General features: G+C 51.1%; 20 protein-coding genes. 11 read left to right on the forward strand and 9 right to left on the reverse strand.

Translation table 11 applies throughout. The features are described from left to right. Positions 1–232 precede the first annotated feature (232 nt). The gene (locus Herbaro_RS05930; protein WP_275012905.1) at positions 233–559 is read left to right on the forward strand and encodes a helix-turn-helix domain-containing protein; all 327 of its coding nucleotides are present in this window, start codon (positions 233–235) and stop codon (positions 557–559) included. A gap of 475 nt (positions 560–1,034) precedes the next feature. On the opposite strand, the gene Herbaro_RS05935 is transcribed toward Herbaro_RS05930, so the two are convergent. From Herbaro_RS05935 to Herbaro_RS05945, 3 genes are all read right to left on the reverse strand, one after another. Next, positions 1,035–1,520: a hypothetical protein gene (locus Herbaro_RS05935; protein WP_275012906.1), complete on the reverse strand. Its 486-nt coding sequence runs from the start codon at positions 1,518–1,520 to the stop codon at positions 1,035–1,037. 122 nt (positions 1,521–1,642) lie between these two features. After that, positions 1,643–2,617, reverse strand: coding sequence for a DUF3644 domain-containing protein (locus tag Herbaro_RS05940; protein WP_275012907.1), 975 nt, complete (start codon positions 2,615–2,617; stop codon positions 1,643–1,645). A gap of 9 nt (positions 2,618–2,626) precedes the next feature. Next, on the reverse strand, positions 2,627–3,451 hold the full coding sequence (locus Herbaro_RS05945; RefSeq protein ID WP_275012908.1) for a DUF4236 domain-containing protein: 825 nt from the start codon (positions 3,449–3,451) through the stop codon (positions 2,627–2,629). Between the two features lie 338 nt (positions 3,452–3,789). Here Herbaro_RS05945 and Herbaro_RS05950 point away from each other — a divergent pair, with 338 nt between their 5' ends. Next, positions 3,790–4,587, forward strand: a complete 798-nt coding sequence (locus Herbaro_RS05950) for a hypothetical protein (RefSeq protein ID WP_275012909.1) — start codon at positions 3,790–3,792, stop codon at positions 4,585–4,587. 12 nt (positions 4,588–4,599) lie between these two features. On the opposite strand, the gene Herbaro_RS05955 is transcribed toward Herbaro_RS05950, so the two are convergent. The 3 genes from Herbaro_RS05955 to Herbaro_RS05965 all read right to left on the reverse strand — a co-directional run bounded on the left by Herbaro_RS05955 (position 4,600) and on the right by Herbaro_RS05965 (position 6,475). Then, entirely contained in the window at positions 4,600–5,163 is a 564-nt protein-coding gene (locus Herbaro_RS05955) for a hypothetical protein (RefSeq protein ID WP_275012910.1), read from the reverse strand. 55 nt (positions 5,164–5,218) lie between these two features. After that, the gene (locus Herbaro_RS05960) at positions 5,219–5,482 is read right to left on the reverse strand and encodes a hypothetical protein (RefSeq protein WP_275012911.1); all 264 of its coding nucleotides are present in this window, start codon (positions 5,480–5,482) and stop codon (positions 5,219–5,221) included. A 312-nt stretch (positions 5,483–5,794) separates the two neighbouring features. Further along, positions 5,795–6,475 (reverse strand): hypothetical protein, encoded by a 681-nt coding sequence (locus Herbaro_RS05965; protein WP_275012912.1) that lies wholly within the window; start codon positions 6,473–6,475, stop codon positions 5,795–5,797. 126 nt (positions 6,476–6,601) lie between these two features. Between Herbaro_RS05965 and Herbaro_RS05970 the strand changes: the two genes are divergently transcribed. From Herbaro_RS05970 to Herbaro_RS05980, 3 genes are all read left to right on the forward strand, one after another. Next, a complete protein-coding gene (locus tag Herbaro_RS05970) occupies positions 6,602–7,246 on the forward strand; it encodes a hypothetical protein (protein ID WP_275012913.1) in 645 nt (214 codons plus the stop codon). A 148-nt stretch (positions 7,247–7,394) separates the two neighbouring features. Beyond that, on the forward strand, positions 7,395–7,910 hold the full coding sequence (locus Herbaro_RS05975; protein WP_275012914.1) for a hypothetical protein: 516 nt from the start codon (positions 7,395–7,397) through the stop codon (positions 7,908–7,910). Positions 7,911–8,122: 212 nt separating this feature from the next. After that, positions 8,123–8,950: a deaminase gene (locus Herbaro_RS05980; protein WP_275012915.1), complete on the forward strand. Its 828-nt coding sequence runs from the start codon at positions 8,123–8,125 to the stop codon at positions 8,948–8,950. Between the two features lie 25 nt (positions 8,951–8,975). Here the strand turns inward: Herbaro_RS05980 and Herbaro_RS05985 are convergent, their stop codons facing one another. Genes Herbaro_RS05985 through Herbaro_RS05995 form a run of 3 tightly spaced genes read right to left on the reverse strand, consistent with a single transcriptional unit; the run spans position 8,976 to position 10,629 of the window. Then, positions 8,976–9,335, reverse strand: a complete 360-nt coding sequence (locus tag Herbaro_RS05985) for a hypothetical protein (protein ID WP_275012916.1) — start codon at positions 9,333–9,335, stop codon at positions 8,976–8,978. A gap of 2 nt (positions 9,336–9,337) precedes the next feature. Further along, positions 9,338–10,426 (reverse strand): Y-family DNA polymerase, encoded by a 1,089-nt coding sequence (locus tag Herbaro_RS05990; RefSeq protein ID WP_275012917.1) that lies wholly within the window; start codon positions 10,424–10,426, stop codon positions 9,338–9,340. After that, positions 10,423–10,629: a Y-family DNA polymerase gene (locus Herbaro_RS05995; RefSeq protein WP_275012918.1), complete on the reverse strand. Its 207-nt coding sequence runs from the start codon at positions 10,627–10,629 to the stop codon at positions 10,423–10,425. Before Herbaro_RS05995 ends, Herbaro_RS05990 begins: the two co-directional genes overlap by 4 nt. Before the next feature lie 716 nt (positions 10,630–11,345). On the opposite strand from Herbaro_RS05995, the gene Herbaro_RS06000 reads away from it, so the two are divergent. The 6 genes from Herbaro_RS06000 (at position 11,346) to Herbaro_RS06025 (ending at position 16,869) form a co-directional block, all read left to right on the forward strand. Then, positions 11,346–11,867, forward strand: a complete 522-nt coding sequence (locus Herbaro_RS06000; protein ID WP_275012919.1) for a hypothetical protein — start codon at positions 11,346–11,348, stop codon at positions 11,865–11,867. An 81-nt stretch (positions 11,868–11,948) separates the two neighbouring features. Beyond that, a complete protein-coding gene (locus Herbaro_RS06005; protein ID WP_275012920.1) occupies positions 11,949–12,635 on the forward strand; it encodes an endonuclease NucS domain-containing protein in 687 nt (228 codons plus the stop codon). A gap of 17 nt (positions 12,636–12,652) precedes the next feature. Beyond that, positions 12,653–13,171 carry a Rossmann-fold NAD(P)-binding domain-containing protein gene (locus Herbaro_RS06010; RefSeq protein ID WP_275012921.1) on the forward strand — a complete coding sequence of 173 codons (519 nt, stop codon included), beginning with the start codon at positions 12,653–12,655 and terminating at the stop codon, positions 13,169–13,171. Positions 13,172–13,440: 269 nt separating this feature from the next. Further along, positions 13,441–14,367 (forward strand): hypothetical protein, encoded by a 927-nt coding sequence (locus Herbaro_RS06015; RefSeq protein ID WP_275012922.1) that lies wholly within the window; start codon positions 13,441–13,443, stop codon positions 14,365–14,367. Continuing rightward, the gene (locus tag Herbaro_RS06020) at positions 14,360–14,821 is read left to right on the forward strand and encodes a hypothetical protein (RefSeq protein WP_275012923.1); all 462 of its coding nucleotides are present in this window, start codon (positions 14,360–14,362) and stop codon (positions 14,819–14,821) included. Before Herbaro_RS06015 ends, Herbaro_RS06020 begins: the two co-directional genes overlap by 8 nt. Next, the gene (locus Herbaro_RS06025) at positions 14,818–16,869 is read left to right on the forward strand and encodes a hypothetical protein (protein WP_275012924.1); all 2,052 of its coding nucleotides are present in this window, start codon (positions 14,818–14,820) and stop codon (positions 16,867–16,869) included. The genes Herbaro_RS06020 and Herbaro_RS06025 overlap by 4 nt, the downstream gene beginning before the upstream one ends. Positions 16,870–17,151 lie beyond the last annotated feature (282 nt).

The raw sequence follows: 17,151 nt of genomic DNA on the forward strand, positions 1-17,151 counted from the left end.
GAATCAAAGGTTCAAGCGTGCGCGTACGGTTCCGCCCCTTTTAAGGGCGAAATGGGGCAGGGAGCGTCGTCATGACCATCAAATGACCAATATGGCACTCGCCCCAGGACTCAGTTAATTTCAGTTTTTCGAGAGGGTGATGCCGACTTATGCAGTGTTAAGTCATATTCCTCGTCGGCAATTCTACGTATTACGTAGAGAATTCTCAAGCCGATCCTACGATTATCGTAGGATGTCTAAGCGAACCCCATCAACGGTATTTGGAATGCGCCTGCGGAATGCCCGTTTGCGCGCGGAGATTCCACAAGACCGTTTGGGAGTCATGATCGGTCTCGATGAGACCACAGCGAGTGCTCGTATCAGTCGCTATGAAACGGGAATTCACGCACCACCGTTTGAGATTGTGAAGAGTCTGGGTAAGGTGCTTTCGGTGCCTCCAGCATATTTCTTCTGCGAGGACGAAAGCTTGGCGGACCTTGTGAGCTATTGGGGAACGCTCAAGAAGAAGGAGAGAGACAAGGTCCTTCATTTATTGCGACAAGCGTTCGCTGATGAATAGCCTCCCAGAACAGTTCGCTATGAAGCTAAGTTGATGCGCCATGTTGGTGGATCGGCTTTAATAACAAAAAAGCTCAATAAATTCATAGGCTTAGAAATGAAAATTGCATAAGGTAATATTAATTACTTTATGGGGATACCATGGCGGAGTGGTAGTTCTACGGTCGGATCGAAGCTGTTAACTCATTGCTTTGCCGCTAATCTAGTTGCGGCAATAGCCAAGAGTATCGCCATAGAAAATACCCGCTGATCAGGCTGTGTAAAAACTCAAATCTGTTGGAAAAACGTGGGGGAGCGACACCACCTCACGGTCTAGAAAATCGAATAGCGGCGGTTCTGACGTACCGATTTTTGAACCAACTGAAAATTTCTGAGTTTTTACACAGCCTGTGATGCGGGCTTTTTCTGTGTTCGATGGCTACATATCCAAGTAGTGTTTAAGCTAGGGATCGCAACATTTGCTATGTGTGCTTCACTCAGCACTTGGTCCATTTCCAAGTATCTTGCCCCACATTTGATGTGCGGGTTGAATGTCCTAAATAGAGGCCATCCATGGCCTCTCCGCTAACGATTCTTAACTCAAAGACGCCGAAATAGGCATTCTTGTCCTTTACGTCGTACCACTCGCCCATCAAATAGTTGCCTCTGATTTTTCCGAAAAGTCGGTACTGCCGTCCTTTGGCAGCAAACTCTGCATAGCAGTATCTCCCGAATTGTTTAATGATGGCATGGCCATGGCGATCTAGGTCATCTTGAAAATTTGGGCTACCTGCGGCATTCCATCGCTGGTCCCACATGCCAGAAAGGTCATTGGGATGGTCACGAAAAAAGCCTCGTACTGGAATCCAGGAGAACCATTTAACTAGATAGTGCGAGATGCTAAAGTCAAGAAGCGTTTTAACTAAAAGAACAGCAATAGGTGCTGCGATACCGGTGAGGATAACGTTAAGATCAAGTTGCATTTTTTTGAAGACGCTGTTTCCGTGGCGCCTATTTCTTTGAAATTGTAAGTTTTGATATTGGCATGACTCGCTGCTTCTTCAGAGAGTGAATCAGCCCAAAGGTACTGCGCTCGCCCTCCGATTTATGCTCGCGCGTAGTGCTTGTCGAAGACGCTCAATATTGCTTCCGAGTAGAAGGCCTTCGTCGCTGTTCTGGGATTGCCAGGGTCCAATTCCCGAATGATGGCGTACTTCTGATCTTTCAGGAGTGGCTTACGAATCTCGTGGAAAGCAGTATTGGCAACAAAGTCGGTATAACGTTTGGCGCAGACTGCCATAAGTGCTTTGTAGTCGTATTGGTACTTAGCATTCAGCTGCTCCTCCTTGAGATGAATCGGCACGGCATCGGGGTGGTTCGACAACTGGACTTTGATGGCTTCCTTCGCGGCAGACTTGATGAAGTTCATCTGCACATTCACCGAAACCGCGTATTGGCGTTTGCTCTCTGCGCCGTTATCCAGCGACTCAATGAAGCTAGCAATCCGCTGCTCTTCACGCGAAAGAATGATTCCCTCTGCCGCGCCGCCTGGATTCACAAACGCCAGTGGCATCAGATGGAAGTTGTATTCGGAGAAGTCGACGTTGAACCAGTCGCCGCTGGCAATGACGAAGTTGCGAACTGTCGCCGTTCCGATTTCCTGCAGACGCTGTGAGAGAAGTGGGTTGGTGTTGTAGAAGTGAATGGCGCTGTCACGTATGACAAGGAGTGCCTGGATATTCTTGAGAGCCTCTGCATCCATGTGCTTTGCTGCGACAAGTCTCTCCGCCAGCTCCTCCAAGCTGAATGTCATTGGATTGCCAGTTCGGTTCAGTTTGTACTTTGCACGCTTCGATGGCTCACCAGCGGCAGTCTTGACCTTCATTGTCACGTAAAGACACGCGACCTTGTTGCCGTTTTCTTTCAGATACTTGGCTTTGGCGAGCAGCTCCCACGCGTTGATGGCCAGGACTGCGAATGACTCCTCCCGATACTCGAATGTTGGTTTGTTGTAGATTTCAATGGCCGCAATCATTGCTGAGACGGCCTTGTCGAACATCTGCAGTGAACGAGCTCTCATGGTGTCTTGCTAGGCGTTGGACAGGAAGTATTTTCGGGACGTCAGTTCGTGCTCAATGAGCTGGTCTAGTTTGGCGTTTGCTTTGACTACAGCTTCGTTCGAGAGCACGAGTTTCTTCTTGTACTGCGACTTCTTATACAGGCCCACGCAGAGCACGATGATGGGCACCACGGCAAACTGCGGCGCGCCTAAGGAGAAGAAGCCCAACACAATTACCCAGAAGACGTAGGCCCAGAATTTAGGAGCTTGTGGTGTCGACTGGGTGGCGATGTTTAGGTCCTGCAAGCCTTCGCTAATACCACTTGCTGTCCCGCGAGCGCCATCCAACGTGTTCTCAATGACGTACAAGGCCTTCATGGCCTTCTCCTTGGCCGCGAGCGAAAGCGATCCAATATCTTGGAGCAGTTGCATCGCCTCGGTCGTCTCCGAGAACTGCGGGGTCAGGCCAGCGAATACTGCATCGTGAGGCTGCATCGACAGAGCGCTATCGACGTCGTCCATCCCGACGAGAATGCCGTGGGAGAGGAAATAGGAAGAGATGGCGGCACGCCGGCGTTGCCACAGGTTGGTTGCAAAAGTTTCGTTCTCAACTTCCCGTTTGGTCTGTGCTATTTCTGTGTCCCCTATCGACTGTGTTGTTCGAGCTCTGGATTTCTTTCCTACCCCCAGGGTGGTTGTGTGGCTTATGCCGGTGCCGGGGATGCTCGTGGTGACACGGCCGCGAGAATTGACCGTGAAGCCTTTTACGCCGACGGAGGTACTTACACCACGTTTGCTGACATTGATGCGCACGCCTGGTGCGATTTTGAATGACTTCCGGAATCCCCAGCCCATTTGATTTCCTTTTGGACGATAGCCGAGGTCGTTAGCCGGTGTTACAGCCTTCCTCCAAGGCTAGTCACATCAAAATTACTCACAAGCCATAGCTGGCGTGTGAATCTGATTTCCGCGACCCTGCTGCGTAACCCCTATTGGTAGCACTCCCCAGTGCCAGTTACGTCAGTAGTTTGTAAGCTCATAAATATACTTGGTTTTTAGTTATCGTGGGATGAGAGCGGTCTCGCGAGCTTGCAGCAATGAATAGTGCTGTTTTAAGTTGATAAAATGGCATGGGATTTGGGGTGGCAGCGTTTAGTAAGATGTCAGCGGGATAGAGGGGGAGAGAAAATAAAATGGATGTGAAACGAGCACTCAGGGCCTTTTTCCTGAAGCGTGTCCTTCTACGACTGACGGAACGTCCAGCTCCGAATCGTATTCCGATGTCTGGGCCAAGAGCTGAGGAGCGAAACTATTACGTGGTGCGCTTGAAGTGGGTGGAGCCAGAGCGCGATATGTTGGTAAGTTCTATGCACGAGAACACCGTCGTCGGCCTGGAATTACTAGGTGACAGCTATCAGGTTCAGGTTTCAACTACTTTAGAGGATGCGGCCGCAGCGGGGTTTGACGTCGACTTCTACTATCGACGTTATGAATTTTCTTCGAAGAACCCTGTAGCCTTTGAATTGAATAGCCTCTTTGGGATTTATCAGCTCCAAGCGGCAAAACATGATTTTTCTCAGTGGCTGTTCAACAAGAAATCTCTTGTTGCCGTTGAGCGATATGCCTTGCTTCGCTACATGGTGAACCTAACCGTGCAGCAGCGGGAAGTTGTGTTCAATCCAGTAGCGCTGGCTGGGCGAGAAGACGAGCGCGCCGTATTCCATCCTTCTTTTCAAAGGCATGTCGCTTACTACAGTTTCATTTTGGATTCGCTGCTGGCCGATGGTCTCTTGTCCAAAGACGACTTCAGTTACAGAGTTTTGCCTAAAGCGCTAGGGGCTTTAAATGCCTATGAAGAGGAAGCGCGTCGGCATAAGAGTGCTTTGCGGCTGCAGTTTTTGTTTGGCCTCTTCGGCATCGCGGCGTCCATTGGTGCGGTAATTCAAGCTTGGCCAATAGCTGAAGCGTTATACAAACGCTTTTCTGAATAGCGCTAGATTATTCTAGTTCGCCTGCCAGTGAGCTGCGAGCTCCTGGTAGGTGTAGCGGCCGGATTTCGGTGTCATCAGCACATAATTGAAGGTCGCTTCCCAGAATGAAAGACATTCTTCGGCAACCTCATGCGGTTGCAATTTCGGTGCGTGAATTGTATTCCCTTGTTCGTCTTCGACAGGCTGTAATTCCACTACCAAGGTGGCGTTAAGAGCAGAGCCATTTATAGCTGCAAAGCCGTCGCCGAAGGTCATCTCTGCTTCTTGGCTCCATACGAGAGTAAGGTAGTTGTGTGCTACGTGATTTCGAGCATGCCACGCCCAGCAGACGACTTGCAACGTCGGGTTTATTCGTAAAGTCTCAGCGCGCGGCGTAGTCAGCATCGAGCCTGAGTATAGTTTCGGAACCAGGCTTATGATGTTTTGAACTGCAGCGGTGATCGTCAGAAGAAAATGATCCAGATGAAACTTTAACTCATCGCCTTCTCTATACGTTTGAAGATGTTGAGCGTGGAGTGCTGCGTAGCCAAAGAGTCGTTGAACGGCTTTCACTGCGATGTCGGTCGGAGCTGCCATTGAATCCCCATTGTTTTATGAATTGTCCAGAGTAGAGCCGGGGTACCCTTTTCTATCAACGACGTTTCCCGCTTTCGAAACTGCCAGATAAAACTGGTGACCACCTTTTTTCGCTACCTACCACTTTGGGTTTAGCGGAACGCTTCTTGAATTTCAACTCCGCTTTGGCATCAGCCGCAATTTTTGAATACTTCTTCTGTTCACGAAGAAGTGCAGAGTCCTCTGGCGAGCGCTTAATTCTTGTCTCTAACTTCGCGAGCTCGATCAATGCTGCACGTTCGCGCTCCTTAATCTTCTGTAGTTCGTCCTTAAGAAACATTCTTCCTCTCCGGAATATAGCTTTATTCGGTTGGCGGCTGAGACAGATCGATTTCGGCCTTTTATGTTACCGGCGCTGGGTAACTAGAATAGCGATCCTATTCTCAGAATGTACTCCTCAGGCTTGCCTCAGTTTTTTCTTGGAACCGACCTTCGATCTCGATGCAGTCTACGGCCGCGGCACCGCCCACGCCTTCATCAATTCCGTAGGGTAGAGCGATAACATCAGTCGCGCCAACTCGGGGGCCTTCACGTTCAACCATGCCTCGTTCTCCGACCGAGGCACAGTCACCAGGCTGAAACCGGCTTGAACTCAGGGTCTAGACGTCTTGCGCGAGAAGCCAGTCAAATAGGTCTTCCAGAAAGCCTTGAGCGATTGTTGGAAGCGGATGATGTCTGCTAGCTCTACGAAGACATCGTTTCCAAAGATTGGCATTTGAAGTCGAGGCACATGCTCAATGGCGTTGGGGTCGTCCTCAAGAAACTCCCGTTCCCATGGGCCCTTGAAGTAAAGCGGCCATTTCTGGTGAAGCATGTCGGCCGAAGGGCCATTTCCGTGTTTCAGCGTGTTGCATAGGAATTTCATCTCCTCAATCTCGACGGCAACCATTTCTCCTAGATTGATACGCGGGAATTGCTCTCTCCACTCATCGACAAGAACGCCGCCATACCTTTTAGCGCGGGCGCCAATGACGTTCATTTGACAGTCCGTGAGTTGCTGCTCGAACAGGTGATAGAGCGCGATGGCATACATGTTGAGAAGGGCTTGTTGGACTCCATCCAGAAGCGACATCTTCGAGTATTCATACTCCAGCAGACTATCACTCATCTGTTGCATGTCCAGCTCGTGGCAATTTGCGGCCTGTTCCTGCAGATGTCCAATCTCTGTCATCACATCTTGCTGGGCGCTAGGGAAGGTCGGCAGGAGCTTGGACTCCAGTATTTCAACCAGAATATCGATCTGCGAACAGTATTTGTCGCAGTAGTGTTTCATACCTATTTCATGCAACAGCATCTGGTCCCCTATTGTTTCTAAAGGCCCGCAGGCCCAGGGTAGAAATCTCAACGTTCATGCCTCTCTGGCATACTAAACCGACAATAAATATTCTGCGGGGGCAGGATGGACAAAGAAACCGGTGAACTCATTCAATGGCTTGCAGCGCCTATCGCGACCATTACCGCCGTGTGGCTGACCAATCGCCACAACAGGAAAAAAGACAAGGCCGCACAAGAATATGCTTTCCGAAAGGAAACTTATGGCCGGGTGCTCAAAGAGATCGTCACCATGCACCAGTTGTTCGCCGAGATGATCCGAGGAGTGCCACCAGAGGAAACACGCCTCAAGCGAGCCCGCGCTGTCGGGCAAGCCATCTCCGCTGTTCAACTAATTGCCAAGCCAGAGACAGTTCGTCTTGTGCAGTCCTATGGGCTGGAGCTGAACAAGGTCATGTTCGACGTGACGATGGGGGCCTATGAGGTTGAAGCAATGCGGGCTGAAGCTGAACGCTTGCCTCCAGGCCGAGAAAAGGAAGTGAAAACAGCGCAGCTCAACATCGCCATGGTGACGCGCTTTGAAATGCTAGCACCAGTGCTAGAGCGTCTGATCAATGAGTCCGTTCCGGCGCTCTTGGCCATCCGGAGTGAACTGGAGATTGATACCGACGCTGAATTGTTTGGACAGGTGACAAAGCAGACGGCTGCTGAAGGAAAAGCGCTGCTGAAGCACATGGGATTGGAATTGCGGCGCCGAGCAGGAATGCATTGATCGGTCCTTGCTTCGCGACCTCAGCCAAAATACTCTCGGCAAGATTAGTGGGGTATGTGTTACCAAATTGACGTCCGCAATTGGCTCGAAATGGACGTCAGAAAGCTGAATTAATCCCTGAAATAGTTGCGAAGTTTCTGGAGGATATATGAGTCCGATACTCGATTCTGAAGAAGAGAAAATGGAGAATAACCACGATAAATTTAACTATTACGTCGGGTGTATCTTCGCAATCTTGCAAGGCACTTTCCCGCGAAGGACCCGGATAGATACCGTTGCAATGTTGGGGGCGGAACAATGCGAAGAGACGTTCGATCATGGACGCTACACAGGGAAGTACCGTCGTGACGGTGAAATAGTCGATTTGATCGAAGAATTGGAGTTCATTTATGAGACAGCTCACTGGCTTTTTCAAACTGGCTATCTGATAGGGAATGTGAGCGTCACTCAAATCGGGAGAAGTATTTTTGTGACGCTCAGTCCAATGGCACTGGAAGTATTAAAGATCGTTCCTGATTCTATTGACGCGACACCAGCGGCTGAGTCGTTTGGGACAAAAATTTCGAAAGCGGTGAAAGCCGCCGCAACAAAGCAAGTCGGGGACGTGACAAGTCAAGCCTTGTCGTACGCTGTCAAACTAGGATGGAATTCCATAACCAATTAAGCAAGGCAAGCTCTTTTGGGCCTGGCCGTAGAAGGCCAAGATCAGCCAAAAGTAGTCCCTCGCGAAAAGTGCTTTTTATACCTGTAAGGCGAGTTTTTAAGCAGATTCTTCCTATTGAAGTTTGGACTACTTTTTTTCGCTTCTTTCTTATGAATATCGCGAGAGATTTGCTTCTGTGGAAATCGTAGTCTCTATAATTTTAATTTCGAATAATGACAGAGAAGCCAAACGACCGACTATTTATGGCCGCTGCGGTCGAAGAGATGCGGAAAAGCGATGCACAAGTAAAGGTTGGTGCAGTAATCGTAGTGGACGGGCAGATAGTTGCAAGTGCTTGTCGAACAAAGAACGAGCATGCGGAACGGGCTGCGATCCGATTGGCGACAGAACGCGGAGTAAAAATTAAAAATGCGACTCTTTACGCCACTCTTGAACCTTGCGTGGAATTACGGCCTGGACAGCAAGTGCCATGCTGCGCAGATTTAGTAGTTTCTTCGGGTATCAAAGAAGTAGTCATTGGTCGATATGATCCTAATCCGAACGTTTGTCGTCAAGGATGGAAGCGCCTGAGAGACGGCCACGTGTATTTGCGTGATTTCCACCAGGATTTTCGTGAAGAAATCGACGGGATCAACAGCCGCTTTGTAGGATTTTTCGAAAAAGGCATGGGCCCCACTGGGGGCGCAAAGGTGGGGCACAAAGACAAGGGTATATTCCTCGTGCAATTTTCTGAGGACGATGACCGAACAATGGAAATCGCCTGGACGGTTGCCGGCATCGACGCAGCTTACGGATTTGCTTCTCGCCCAGTCGAGGTCGCTATGGCTAGATTTGCAAATGCATTTGACGAAGTCGACGACCCGACGGCCTACGATTTTCGTCACTCGGTTCGAATCGGAGTTGGTGAAATTGGTATATTCAAAGGACCTAGTGCCTGCGTTCTTGTCAAACCGAAGGAGATTCACAGTGGCCCCGAGTACGGTAACACTGATTTTTTCGTCAACTTTGAGTACCAGGTGCGCATTACTAAGCCTCGTTGAGAAAGGGCACTATTACCTATAGTAATCAATGCCGGCTACCTCCAGACTCCTTGAAGAAGCGTTCGCGTGATGTCATGGGCAGTGGAGCGCCGGCCTGAACGCAAAGCCATTGCTGGGCATACTCCGCCGGCCCCTGGTTGGTCTGCTTGTGTTCAATCCCCTTGAGCACCATTCGAGGACCCTTGAAGGCGTCGATCTGTACGTCGGTCAACTCCAGCAATATCTCACCGCTCTCCCTTTGCAGGCGCGCCACCTTCGTTGGCCGCCCACGCATGTCAGCCGCACACGTGATGACCAGGTCGCCAATGAGCTGAGGCTGGTCTCCGAGGAGCTCCTTTTTGATCTCTACGCCCTGTTTGCGCATCTGGTAGACAACGAAGTCCATGGTTACCTCGCGAATGGGAGCTCGTTCCAGTTGGTGGTGTAACGCTGCGAGACCATGTCGAAGCGTGCCGTCCAACGGTGCTGCCCGAGGCCAGCTGCCAGCCTCAGGGTGTCCTTGCCAAAGCGTTGATTGATGGCGTCGAGAGCCTGCATCAGTGGTGCGGAGGACATCTCCGACACGCCACTAGCGAAAAGCGTGCCTTGATGGTGTCCAGTTTCCGAGAGCTCCATCAACATCACTCCGGCCTTTTTGTACTTGATCCCCAGCCTGAATATCTTCTTGAGGCCCCACATTGCTGCCTTGGTGATGACACGGAGGTCATCGGTTGGCTCAGGCAACGGAACTGTCCGGCCATTGTTGTATTGGGGTTCGTCAGTACGGAATCGATCAGTCTCGACGAAGACATGCACTGCTGCGCAAGTAGATCGCTGGCGCCGGAGCCTTTCCGTAGCCCTGGCAGCGTACATCGTGACGGACTCTTCTATTTCCCGCAGTGCGGTAACTCGCTCTCCATAAGCCCGCGACGAGACTATCTGCTTGCGGGCGGGCGCGACGTCCTCCAGCGGGATGCACGAGATGCCATGCAGTTCCGCCAGGGTCCGCTCCATGCGGACGCCAAACTGTTGGCGAAGGGATGCCTGAGATGCGTTACGAAGGTCTCGGACCGTATGGATGCGCATTCGCTTCAGTTGCTCAGAGATGCGATGGCCAACTCCCCATACCTCTCCAGCAGGGAGCGAAGCGTAAATCCGCTCGGCCTCATCTGGCGCCATGGACTGAAGATCGCACACACCTTTGTACACCGGGCGCTTCTTGGCTAGGTGGTTTGCCAGCTTGGCCAAGGTTTTCGTGGACCCAATTCCCACCCCCACCGGTAGGCCGACCCAGGTTTGGACCTTGTGACGGATGTCGTGACCCATCGAAGTCATGTCCGGCCAAAGCGGAGAAAGGCCATCGAGCAAGAGGAAGCTTTCATCAATCGAATAGCTCTCCACGCGCGGGCTGTACTCACGCAGAACGGCCATGCACTTGTTGTTCATTGAGGCGTAGAGCTGGTAATTCGATGAGAGCGCAATGATTCCGTGCTTCATTGCCAGTCTTGCATGAGAAACCAAGGCGCGGCCATCTGCACCCCAAGGGTCTTGGCCTCTGGGGAGCGGGAAATCGCACAGCCATCGTTGTTGCTAAGGACCACAACGGGCTTGCCACACAGCCGAGGGTTGAACAGCCGCTCGCAGGATACGTAAAACTGGTCGCAGTCGACCAGGGCGAATGACGTTTCCGGAGCGCTCATGCCCACTTGAACCTCCGGGCGATGCCGACCATGACGCCAAATATCCGCAGTTCCTCACCTTCGGCGAATCGGATAGGCTCGTAGTCTGGGTTATCCGGATGCAGCTCATACGCTCCGTTGACGCACCGTAGCGACGAGCATTTCTCTGTATGAGCCAGAGTTCGTAAACTCGATGAAATCAGGGGCGATGTTCTATCGATCTCTAATATTCTCCTCTGATCTTTCGTAGTTCGATGTCAGTGAGCAATTGGCGCTCCGCGCTTCCAACCAGGACGGCCGAGTTGAGACATTCAATATCTGCTCGCGATGGCCGTGTTTCGGGGCGTGAATCCTATGTGTGTTGATTTGCTCGCGGATTTGCCCCTCTCCATTTGACCCACCTTCCATTGCCTGCTGAAGGCAGCCACTCGGTCATACGCCTCCTTGTATCTCAGCTCTCTTAAGTCCAGGAACATCTGTTTCAGGGCCCTTCTTTGCTTCCGAGATTTGATCGCCCCTGCGGTGAGCCAAGCGGAGAGCCTGATGGTTTGTGCTGCAGCCTCGGTGGCCGCGGTCACACCGCCGCGCGTCGCACCGTAGGTGCCTTACAGTTTTTCGAGGGTGAGGAATTGAGGAGTCATGCCGGGTATGGCCAGCAGTCCACGTCTCTAGAACGTCGTTTACATTGGCGTCAATATGACGCATAATTTTGCGACAAAAGAAGTCAAGAGCACACCATGACCAACGAGCAAACTGAGATTGAAGGCAACGACGACACGCCACCCGGCAGCATGCCGGAAGAACGCACCAACCTGTTCCGAGAGCTTCTAGAGGAGCTTGACGAGACGCCCACGGAACTGGCTCTCAGGCTGCGTCGGTTGGGCGACTACCGTTCGAAAGCGGCCATCATGCGGAGCATCCAGCGCATGTCGGCCGGCGACACGGCAGTCTCAGGCGAGATGTTGGTCATCGCAAAGATGCTGGTGAACCAGCAGCGACTGCTCGAGTACAAGCAGGCCCAGGTTGACTGGAAGAGGCAGCATGACGATGTGTGGGCCGCGACTATCGACGGTTTCAAGGTCCGGTTGTACCGGCAGACGACTGGGAAATGGAAAGTCGACCTTGTGTTTATAGAGACTGACTACAGCCCGCCATGGCAGACCTTCCCGAGAAGCCTCGAAGCGGCAAAACGCAAAGCACTCACCTGTGTCGCGGATGGACTGTTGGACGTTGCCGAATTGAAGGCAGGTCGGCTGTAAAGAGGTACTACTTTGTGTTGTCAGCCGCTCTGCCCGACCGGTAAGCTAGTCACAACTTCTATATAAACAGCTAAGGCCTGAATGTCCAGATATTCGCTGCTTACCCAGTACCTGCTTGCAAACCCAAACGCTCAATTTATCAAGTCGTTTGACGAGTTAGACGAAGTCGTTTTAGGCGGCCTGCCGGCGTCGGCACGTCAGTATCCCGCTTGGTGGACAAATAACGCCGCAAGTCAGCCGCATGCAAAATATTGGCTAGATGCAGGACTACGGGCCACACCGAACTTCAAAGATGAGTTTGTCATCTTCACCAATGACGCTGCGCTCGAAGCGAGCGAGCTAGCTGCCGCAGTGGTCGAGGACTCGACACCGCAAGATTTGACAGAATACGTCGAGAGCAGCTTGAGCCTCGAGCGCGACCTTGAAGACCAAATCGTCGGTCACCTTGACGTGCTCGAGCCGGGTCTGACCCTCGTGTCCCGGCAAGAGACGAGTGACGTTGGTCGGCTGGACCTGCTCGCGCGTGACCGTGAGGGCCGTACGGTCATCATCGAGCTGAAAGCAGGCGAAGCCAAGGATTCCTCGATTGGACAAATCGCCCGGTATATGGGCTGGTACGCTGAGAAAGAAGGTAAGCCGCCGCGGGCGATGCTGGTAGCCAGTGGGTTCCCTGAACCTGTCAGGTGGGCGGCCAAGGCCATCCCCGGGCTGAAGCTGGTGACTTACCGTGTGCAGTTCGCGTTTGAAGAAGCGATGGTATTGAGTTGACCTTTGCGCTCAATCACATGGCATATTTCACTCTTACGACAAAGCTGCTCAACCTGATACGGGCGACGCCTGGTGCACGAGTTGTATCAACTGCAAGCTCCATGCAGGCACGTGGCAAACTGGACTTGGAGAAGACTCCGACGGAACTTGGAGTCTCTGGCCCTCGAGCCTATGCAACATCCAAGTTGGCAAATATTCTCTTCACAAAAGAGTTGCAGCGCAGACTTGCGGGCACCGACGCAGTCGCGAACTGCTTTGAACCCGGAATGGTGCGGACCCAATTCGGAGGAATGGGTTCAGACCAGGGCTTCCTGCTGAACATGGTCTATCAAATAGCAGCACCATTTGCAGTGCCTCCGGAGGTGGGTGCTGACTCACTCATTTGGCTCGCGACGTCGAAAGAAGCAGCAGAACTGCGTGGCCAATATGTATCAAAAAGAAAGCCTGCCACTCCACAGACGCAAGCAATGGATACGCAATTAGCCGAAGGTTTGTGGGCACTGAGCGAAAAGCTTTGCGCCAAGGCAGTCGTTTGAATTCCACTTGGACTGTGGGGGGAATTCGGCTATCGATGCCCATCTGTTGACGAGGAATCCGATAAGGTGACCGGCAAGATTGTGATTGACGTTGTGGCGCCGTAAGCGCGTTATCAATGTGGAAATGGTAATACGTTGATCTGAATCACGAAGGGCTGCTTATCTTTACTGGCAGCCCTTTTTGCCAAGCTATCCACGTACGTAAGATAGTTGCGGACTTGTTAAATGATGTATATTTTCCCAACTTACGGGGAATAACTTCAACAAACATGTATCAAACAGCATTTGGGGCCTTCCATGGCACCAGCTGGGAGAACCTTTGCCAGTTGGTGTTTAAAAGAAAATACGGTGCTGATGGCTATCAGCATATTCAGGTCAGTCCAGGGGACTATGGTTTGGAAGGCTATACCTCCAAAACGGGGTATGGTTTCCAGTGCTATTGCCCTGAAAAGCAGTACAGCCGCAAGGAACTATATGAAAAGCAGCGGCAAAAAATCACCGACGACATCAACAAACTCATAAATAACAAAGACGATCTTCTCGCCCTGTTGGGGACAACGAAGGTGGTGAACTGGGTATTTGTGACGCCCGATTTGGCCAGCAATGCACTTCTGAGGCATGCGCGAGTTAAAGAGAAGTTGGTCCGAGATGCGTGCCTTCCGCACGTTGATCCAGATTTCCGAATTCTGTTGCACGATGCGGAGCATTATTTGCTTGAGATTCGGCAAGTTCAGTCTGCGCAAGGTCAAGCCCTCGATTTGTTCTCATCCCCCCCACGTTTGGATGAGCTGACAGGCCCGCCAGAGGAGTACGAAGCCAACGTACGTAGGAAGTGCATCGTGCGTCTTGAACCCAAGAAAAGTTCTCCCACATACGAGCGCCTAGTATCCGTACTAACTGGAAATACGCTTCGCAGCTTCATGGAAACCGAAAAATTTCTCCATGAGATAGAGCGGAGCGCTCCCGTTGTACATGGACGACTCATCGCGCTTGTCCGTGAATACGAGAACACGGTCCTGGAAAAAGCAATCACATGGACCGGCTCGGCAGAGGAACTTACGTCGCTTGTCCAAAATGGTCTGATTAGTCGAATCGTAAATGATCTCAAGCCGGAATTTAACGAGACAAATGCCAGCCAAGTGGCGAGGCACATCGTGGCACGCTGGCTCGCAGTGTGCTCGTTAGACTATGAGTGAGCAATTAAAAAAGCTGCGCTTCGTTCGGCGCCCACTTCCCATATTTCCCGAACACCGTCCACTCTACAAAATTGCTCAAATACTTCTGATTTTGCAGTTGGCCTCTTGGGGCGCTAAATCGACACTGCCGCGCCTCCAATTGTTGAACTGGGCTTTGAAGACAGACTCTCGTCAGAAAAGGTTATTGGATTGTGTCAGGCAAAAGAAGCTGACTATTGCAGCTTGGGGTTTTGACCCCGTGATGGCTATTGCCTTGAGATTTGCAGAGGCGGAGAAGCTAGTCGCTACTACATCAACCGGTTATCAACTTACTGAAACTGGAAAGAAGTTTGCACGAGAAATTTGCAAGGAAGACGACAACCTTGCAAGCGAGAGAGAGTTTCTGACCGCAATTGGAAAGTCGCTCACTGAAGCGATGGTAACGACCGTGTCAGACAAATGGGGAGAGGTATGAAAATCAATGCTGTGAAATTGCAGATTACAACAGCAGCAGGGGATTTTGGTTTTGACTTTGAGTTTGCGCGTAGGCTAACTGTAGTGCGTGGACGGAATTCAGCCGGCAAGAGCACGCTGTTTAATACTCTACTTTATTCGCTTGGGATGGAAGAGCTTGTGGGCGGCCGCGACGAGCAGGTTCTCCCATATGGTGTCCGCGACCATTTCTTGTATGAAGGTAAGCGACATGACGTGGTGACATCGGAAGTATTTGTCCAGATTGAAAACCATGCTGGCCAGGTAGTGACTTTGCGACGAGCCATCAAACATCCTGTCCGAAAGCAAAAGCTTATAGAGGTTTTTCAAGGTAACTGCTTAACAGGAAATTTGCCATTTGAGAATCCTGAACCCAAATACATTCATGATGCATATGCCGCTCAGATTGAAGAGGGATTCCACAAGTTTCTTGAGGGCTTCTTGGGGCTAAGCTTGCCATCGGTGCCGAATACATCGGGGGGCGAAGCCAAGTTATATCTGCAAACAATTTTTGCCGCGCATGCTGTTGAACAAAAGCGTGGTTGGACCGATTACGTCGCGACAATCCCGTTTTATGGGATTAAAGAGGTGCGTACCAAAGTAGTGGAGTATTTGCTTGGTCTTAATGTTTTTGAAACGGATGCACTGAGAAACCGCTTAAACAGCGAGTCCGTTCAGATTCACGAAGGATGGATCAAGATCGTTGGGGAGTTGACTCGCGCTGCCAACGCTGAAGGTTTCACAGTGATGTCCTTGCCTGGACGACCAGATGCTACTTTTAAGCGAGACCCAGTTTATCTTGAGAAGAAGATTGGTGATGAGGCTCTGACGTTCCCTCAGTATCGGACGAGGCTGCGAGAAGAATACCGTGGGTTGAATCAAAAGATTGATGGTTATCAGAAGGCGAACAGTGATGAGGCAGTTTCCGACCTTGAAACGGTCGCAAATGAGCTGCGCGAACTGAATTTTCTACATGAGCAAGGGATCACGCAGCTAACCCTGAAGAGGGCCTCTCTCAATGAGTACGAGGAATTGCTCGTTGAAGCAAAAGAAGATTTGGCACGAAACCGTACAGCGCAGAAGCTAAAGGGATTTGGCTCTGATTACGCCCCGAATCTTTCCCAGGACCGTTGCCCCACGTGCATGCAGACAATATCTGAGTCGCTTTTGGGGGAGGCTATTACGGGTCCCGTGATGAGTTTGGATGAAAACATCACTTACCTGAAAAGCCAAGTGTCGATGCTGGAGCGGCAGGTCATCGGATTGCGGGGGGATATTGTTCAGGCAGAGCGAATATCTCAAGAATTGGGACGCCGCCTCGCAGCGAAAAGTGATCTTCTCAAGGCGCTTCGCGGAGATGTCAGTGCCGGTGCTGTCCAATCGAGAGCATTAATTCGTCGCCAGGTACAACTTGAAACTGAAGTTGAGCGGCTTTTGAACGTAGAAAAAATGTTGGGTGAGAAATTGCCAACCTTGGAGGGATTGGCTGCACAGCTACGTGAAAATCAACTGCAACGTGCGTCTCTCCCGAAAGAGCGATACACCGAGGATGATGAGCGAAAAATCACCATATTCCAAAAAATGTTTCGGGCAAACGCTGGCTCCTTTGGATATGAAAGCGCACCCATTGAGGACATCGAAATTGGACGTGAGCTTCTGACTCCGACGCTGAGGAATATTGAGCTTCGTGAATATGGCGCTAAGAAAAGAACAGACATCAAATCCGACTCAAGCGCTAGCGATTTCGTTCGCCTCATTTGGAGCTATTTGCTGGCCTTGTATCAAACGTCGGTCACGCAAGATGTCAATGGAAAGCATCTAGGTTTTTTGTGTTTCGATGAACCTGGTCAGCATTCCATGCGTGCTGAAAGTCAGCATGCACTTTTCCAATTGCTGTCGGCGGAGCCAGGGCTTCAGAGTATCGTCGCTGCATCTTTCGATGAGATGGAAAGCGTCTATGTACAAGCTACACTGAATGTCGAATTCAAGCTCATTGAATGGGGCGAAAAGCTGATTCGCCCATTGCCGTAACCATAGCCACTAAAGAGCGGAGGTGCGAGCGCTGAGTGTAGCTTGCATCTTCCATGCCGTAGTAGCGGCGGAAATGGATTCGCCGGTTGTCTCGATGTGATTGCTATTGAAGAAGCCTCGGGCGCGCCAAGTGGTTTGTCCAGACTGCCTTACCCATATTTCCATGACTGTGCCATCAATAGTGATTGCGATGCGTTGCTGTGCAGTTCTGGTTCTCATGCTTTCATACCCATAAACGGTTTGTCTCCATGAGGTCCTCTAGTGGGACCTCTCTGTGTCGCC

The sequence above is a fragment of the Herbaspirillum sp. WKF16 genome, from assembly GCF_028993615.1.
Lineage (GTDB): Bacteria > Pseudomonadota > Gammaproteobacteria > Burkholderiales > Burkholderiaceae_D > Herbaspirillum.

Bases quoted from the DNA above. Each gene is read 5' to 3' on its own strand.
- Herbaro_RS06000 (WP_275012919.1), top strand. From the start codon at position 11,346: ATGACCAACGAGCAAACTGAGATTGAAGGCAACGACGACACGCCACCC.
- Herbaro_RS05985 (WP_275012916.1), bottom strand. From the start codon at position 9,335: ATGGACTTCGTTGTCTACCAGATGCGCAAACAGGGCGTAGAGATCAAA.
- Herbaro_RS05960 (WP_275012911.1), bottom strand. From the start codon at position 5,482: ATGTTTCTTAAGGACGAACTACAGAAGATTAAGGAGCGCGAACGTGCA.
- Herbaro_RS05945 (WP_275012908.1), bottom strand. From the start codon at position 3,451: ATGGGCTGGGGATTCCGGAAGTCATTCAAAATCGCACCAGGCGTGCGC.
- Herbaro_RS06020 (WP_275012923.1), top strand. From the start codon at position 14,360: ATGAGTGAGCAATTAAAAAAGCTGCGCTTCGTTCGGCGCCCACTTCCC.
- Herbaro_RS05990 (WP_275012917.1), bottom strand. From the start codon at position 10,426: ATGAAGCACGGAATCATTGCGCTCTCATCGAATTACCAGCTCTACGCC.
- Herbaro_RS05975 (WP_275012914.1), top strand. From the start codon at position 7,395: ATGAGTCCGATACTCGATTCTGAAGAAGAGAAAATGGAGAATAACCAC.
- Herbaro_RS05935 (WP_275012906.1), bottom strand. From the start codon at position 1,520: ATGCAACTTGATCTTAACGTTATCCTCACCGGTATCGCAGCACCTATT.
- Herbaro_RS05995 (WP_275012918.1), bottom strand. From the start codon at position 10,629: ATGAGCGCTCCGGAAACGTCATTCGCCCTGGTCGACTGCGACCAGTTT.
- Herbaro_RS06025 (WP_275012924.1), top strand. From the start codon at position 14,818: ATGAAAATCAATGCTGTGAAATTGCAGATTACAACAGCAGCAGGGGAT.
- Herbaro_RS06015 (WP_275012922.1), top strand. From the start codon at position 13,441: ATGTATCAAACAGCATTTGGGGCCTTCCATGGCACCAGCTGGGAGAAC.
- Herbaro_RS05965 (WP_275012912.1), bottom strand. From the start codon at position 6,475: ATGAAACACTACTGCGACAAATACTGTTCGCAGATCGATATTCTGGTT.
- Herbaro_RS05950 (WP_275012909.1), top strand. From the start codon at position 3,790: ATGGATGTGAAACGAGCACTCAGGGCCTTTTTCCTGAAGCGTGTCCTT.
- Herbaro_RS05970 (WP_275012913.1), top strand. From the start codon at position 6,602: ATGGACAAAGAAACCGGTGAACTCATTCAATGGCTTGCAGCGCCTATC.
- Herbaro_RS06005 (WP_275012920.1), top strand. From the start codon at position 11,949: ATGTCCAGATATTCGCTGCTTACCCAGTACCTGCTTGCAAACCCAAAC.
- Herbaro_RS06010 (WP_275012921.1), top strand. From the start codon at position 12,653: ATGGCATATTTCACTCTTACGACAAAGCTGCTCAACCTGATACGGGCG.
- Herbaro_RS05980 (WP_275012915.1), top strand. From the start codon at position 8,123: ATGACAGAGAAGCCAAACGACCGACTATTTATGGCCGCTGCGGTCGAA.
- Herbaro_RS05955 (WP_275012910.1), bottom strand. From the start codon at position 5,163: ATGGCAGCTCCGACCGACATCGCAGTGAAAGCCGTTCAACGACTCTTT.
- Herbaro_RS05940 (WP_275012907.1), bottom strand. From the start codon at position 2,617: ATGAGAGCTCGTTCACTGCAGATGTTCGACAAGGCCGTCTCAGCAATG.
- Herbaro_RS05930 (WP_275012905.1), top strand. From the start codon at position 233: ATGTCTAAGCGAACCCCATCAACGGTATTTGGAATGCGCCTGCGGAAT.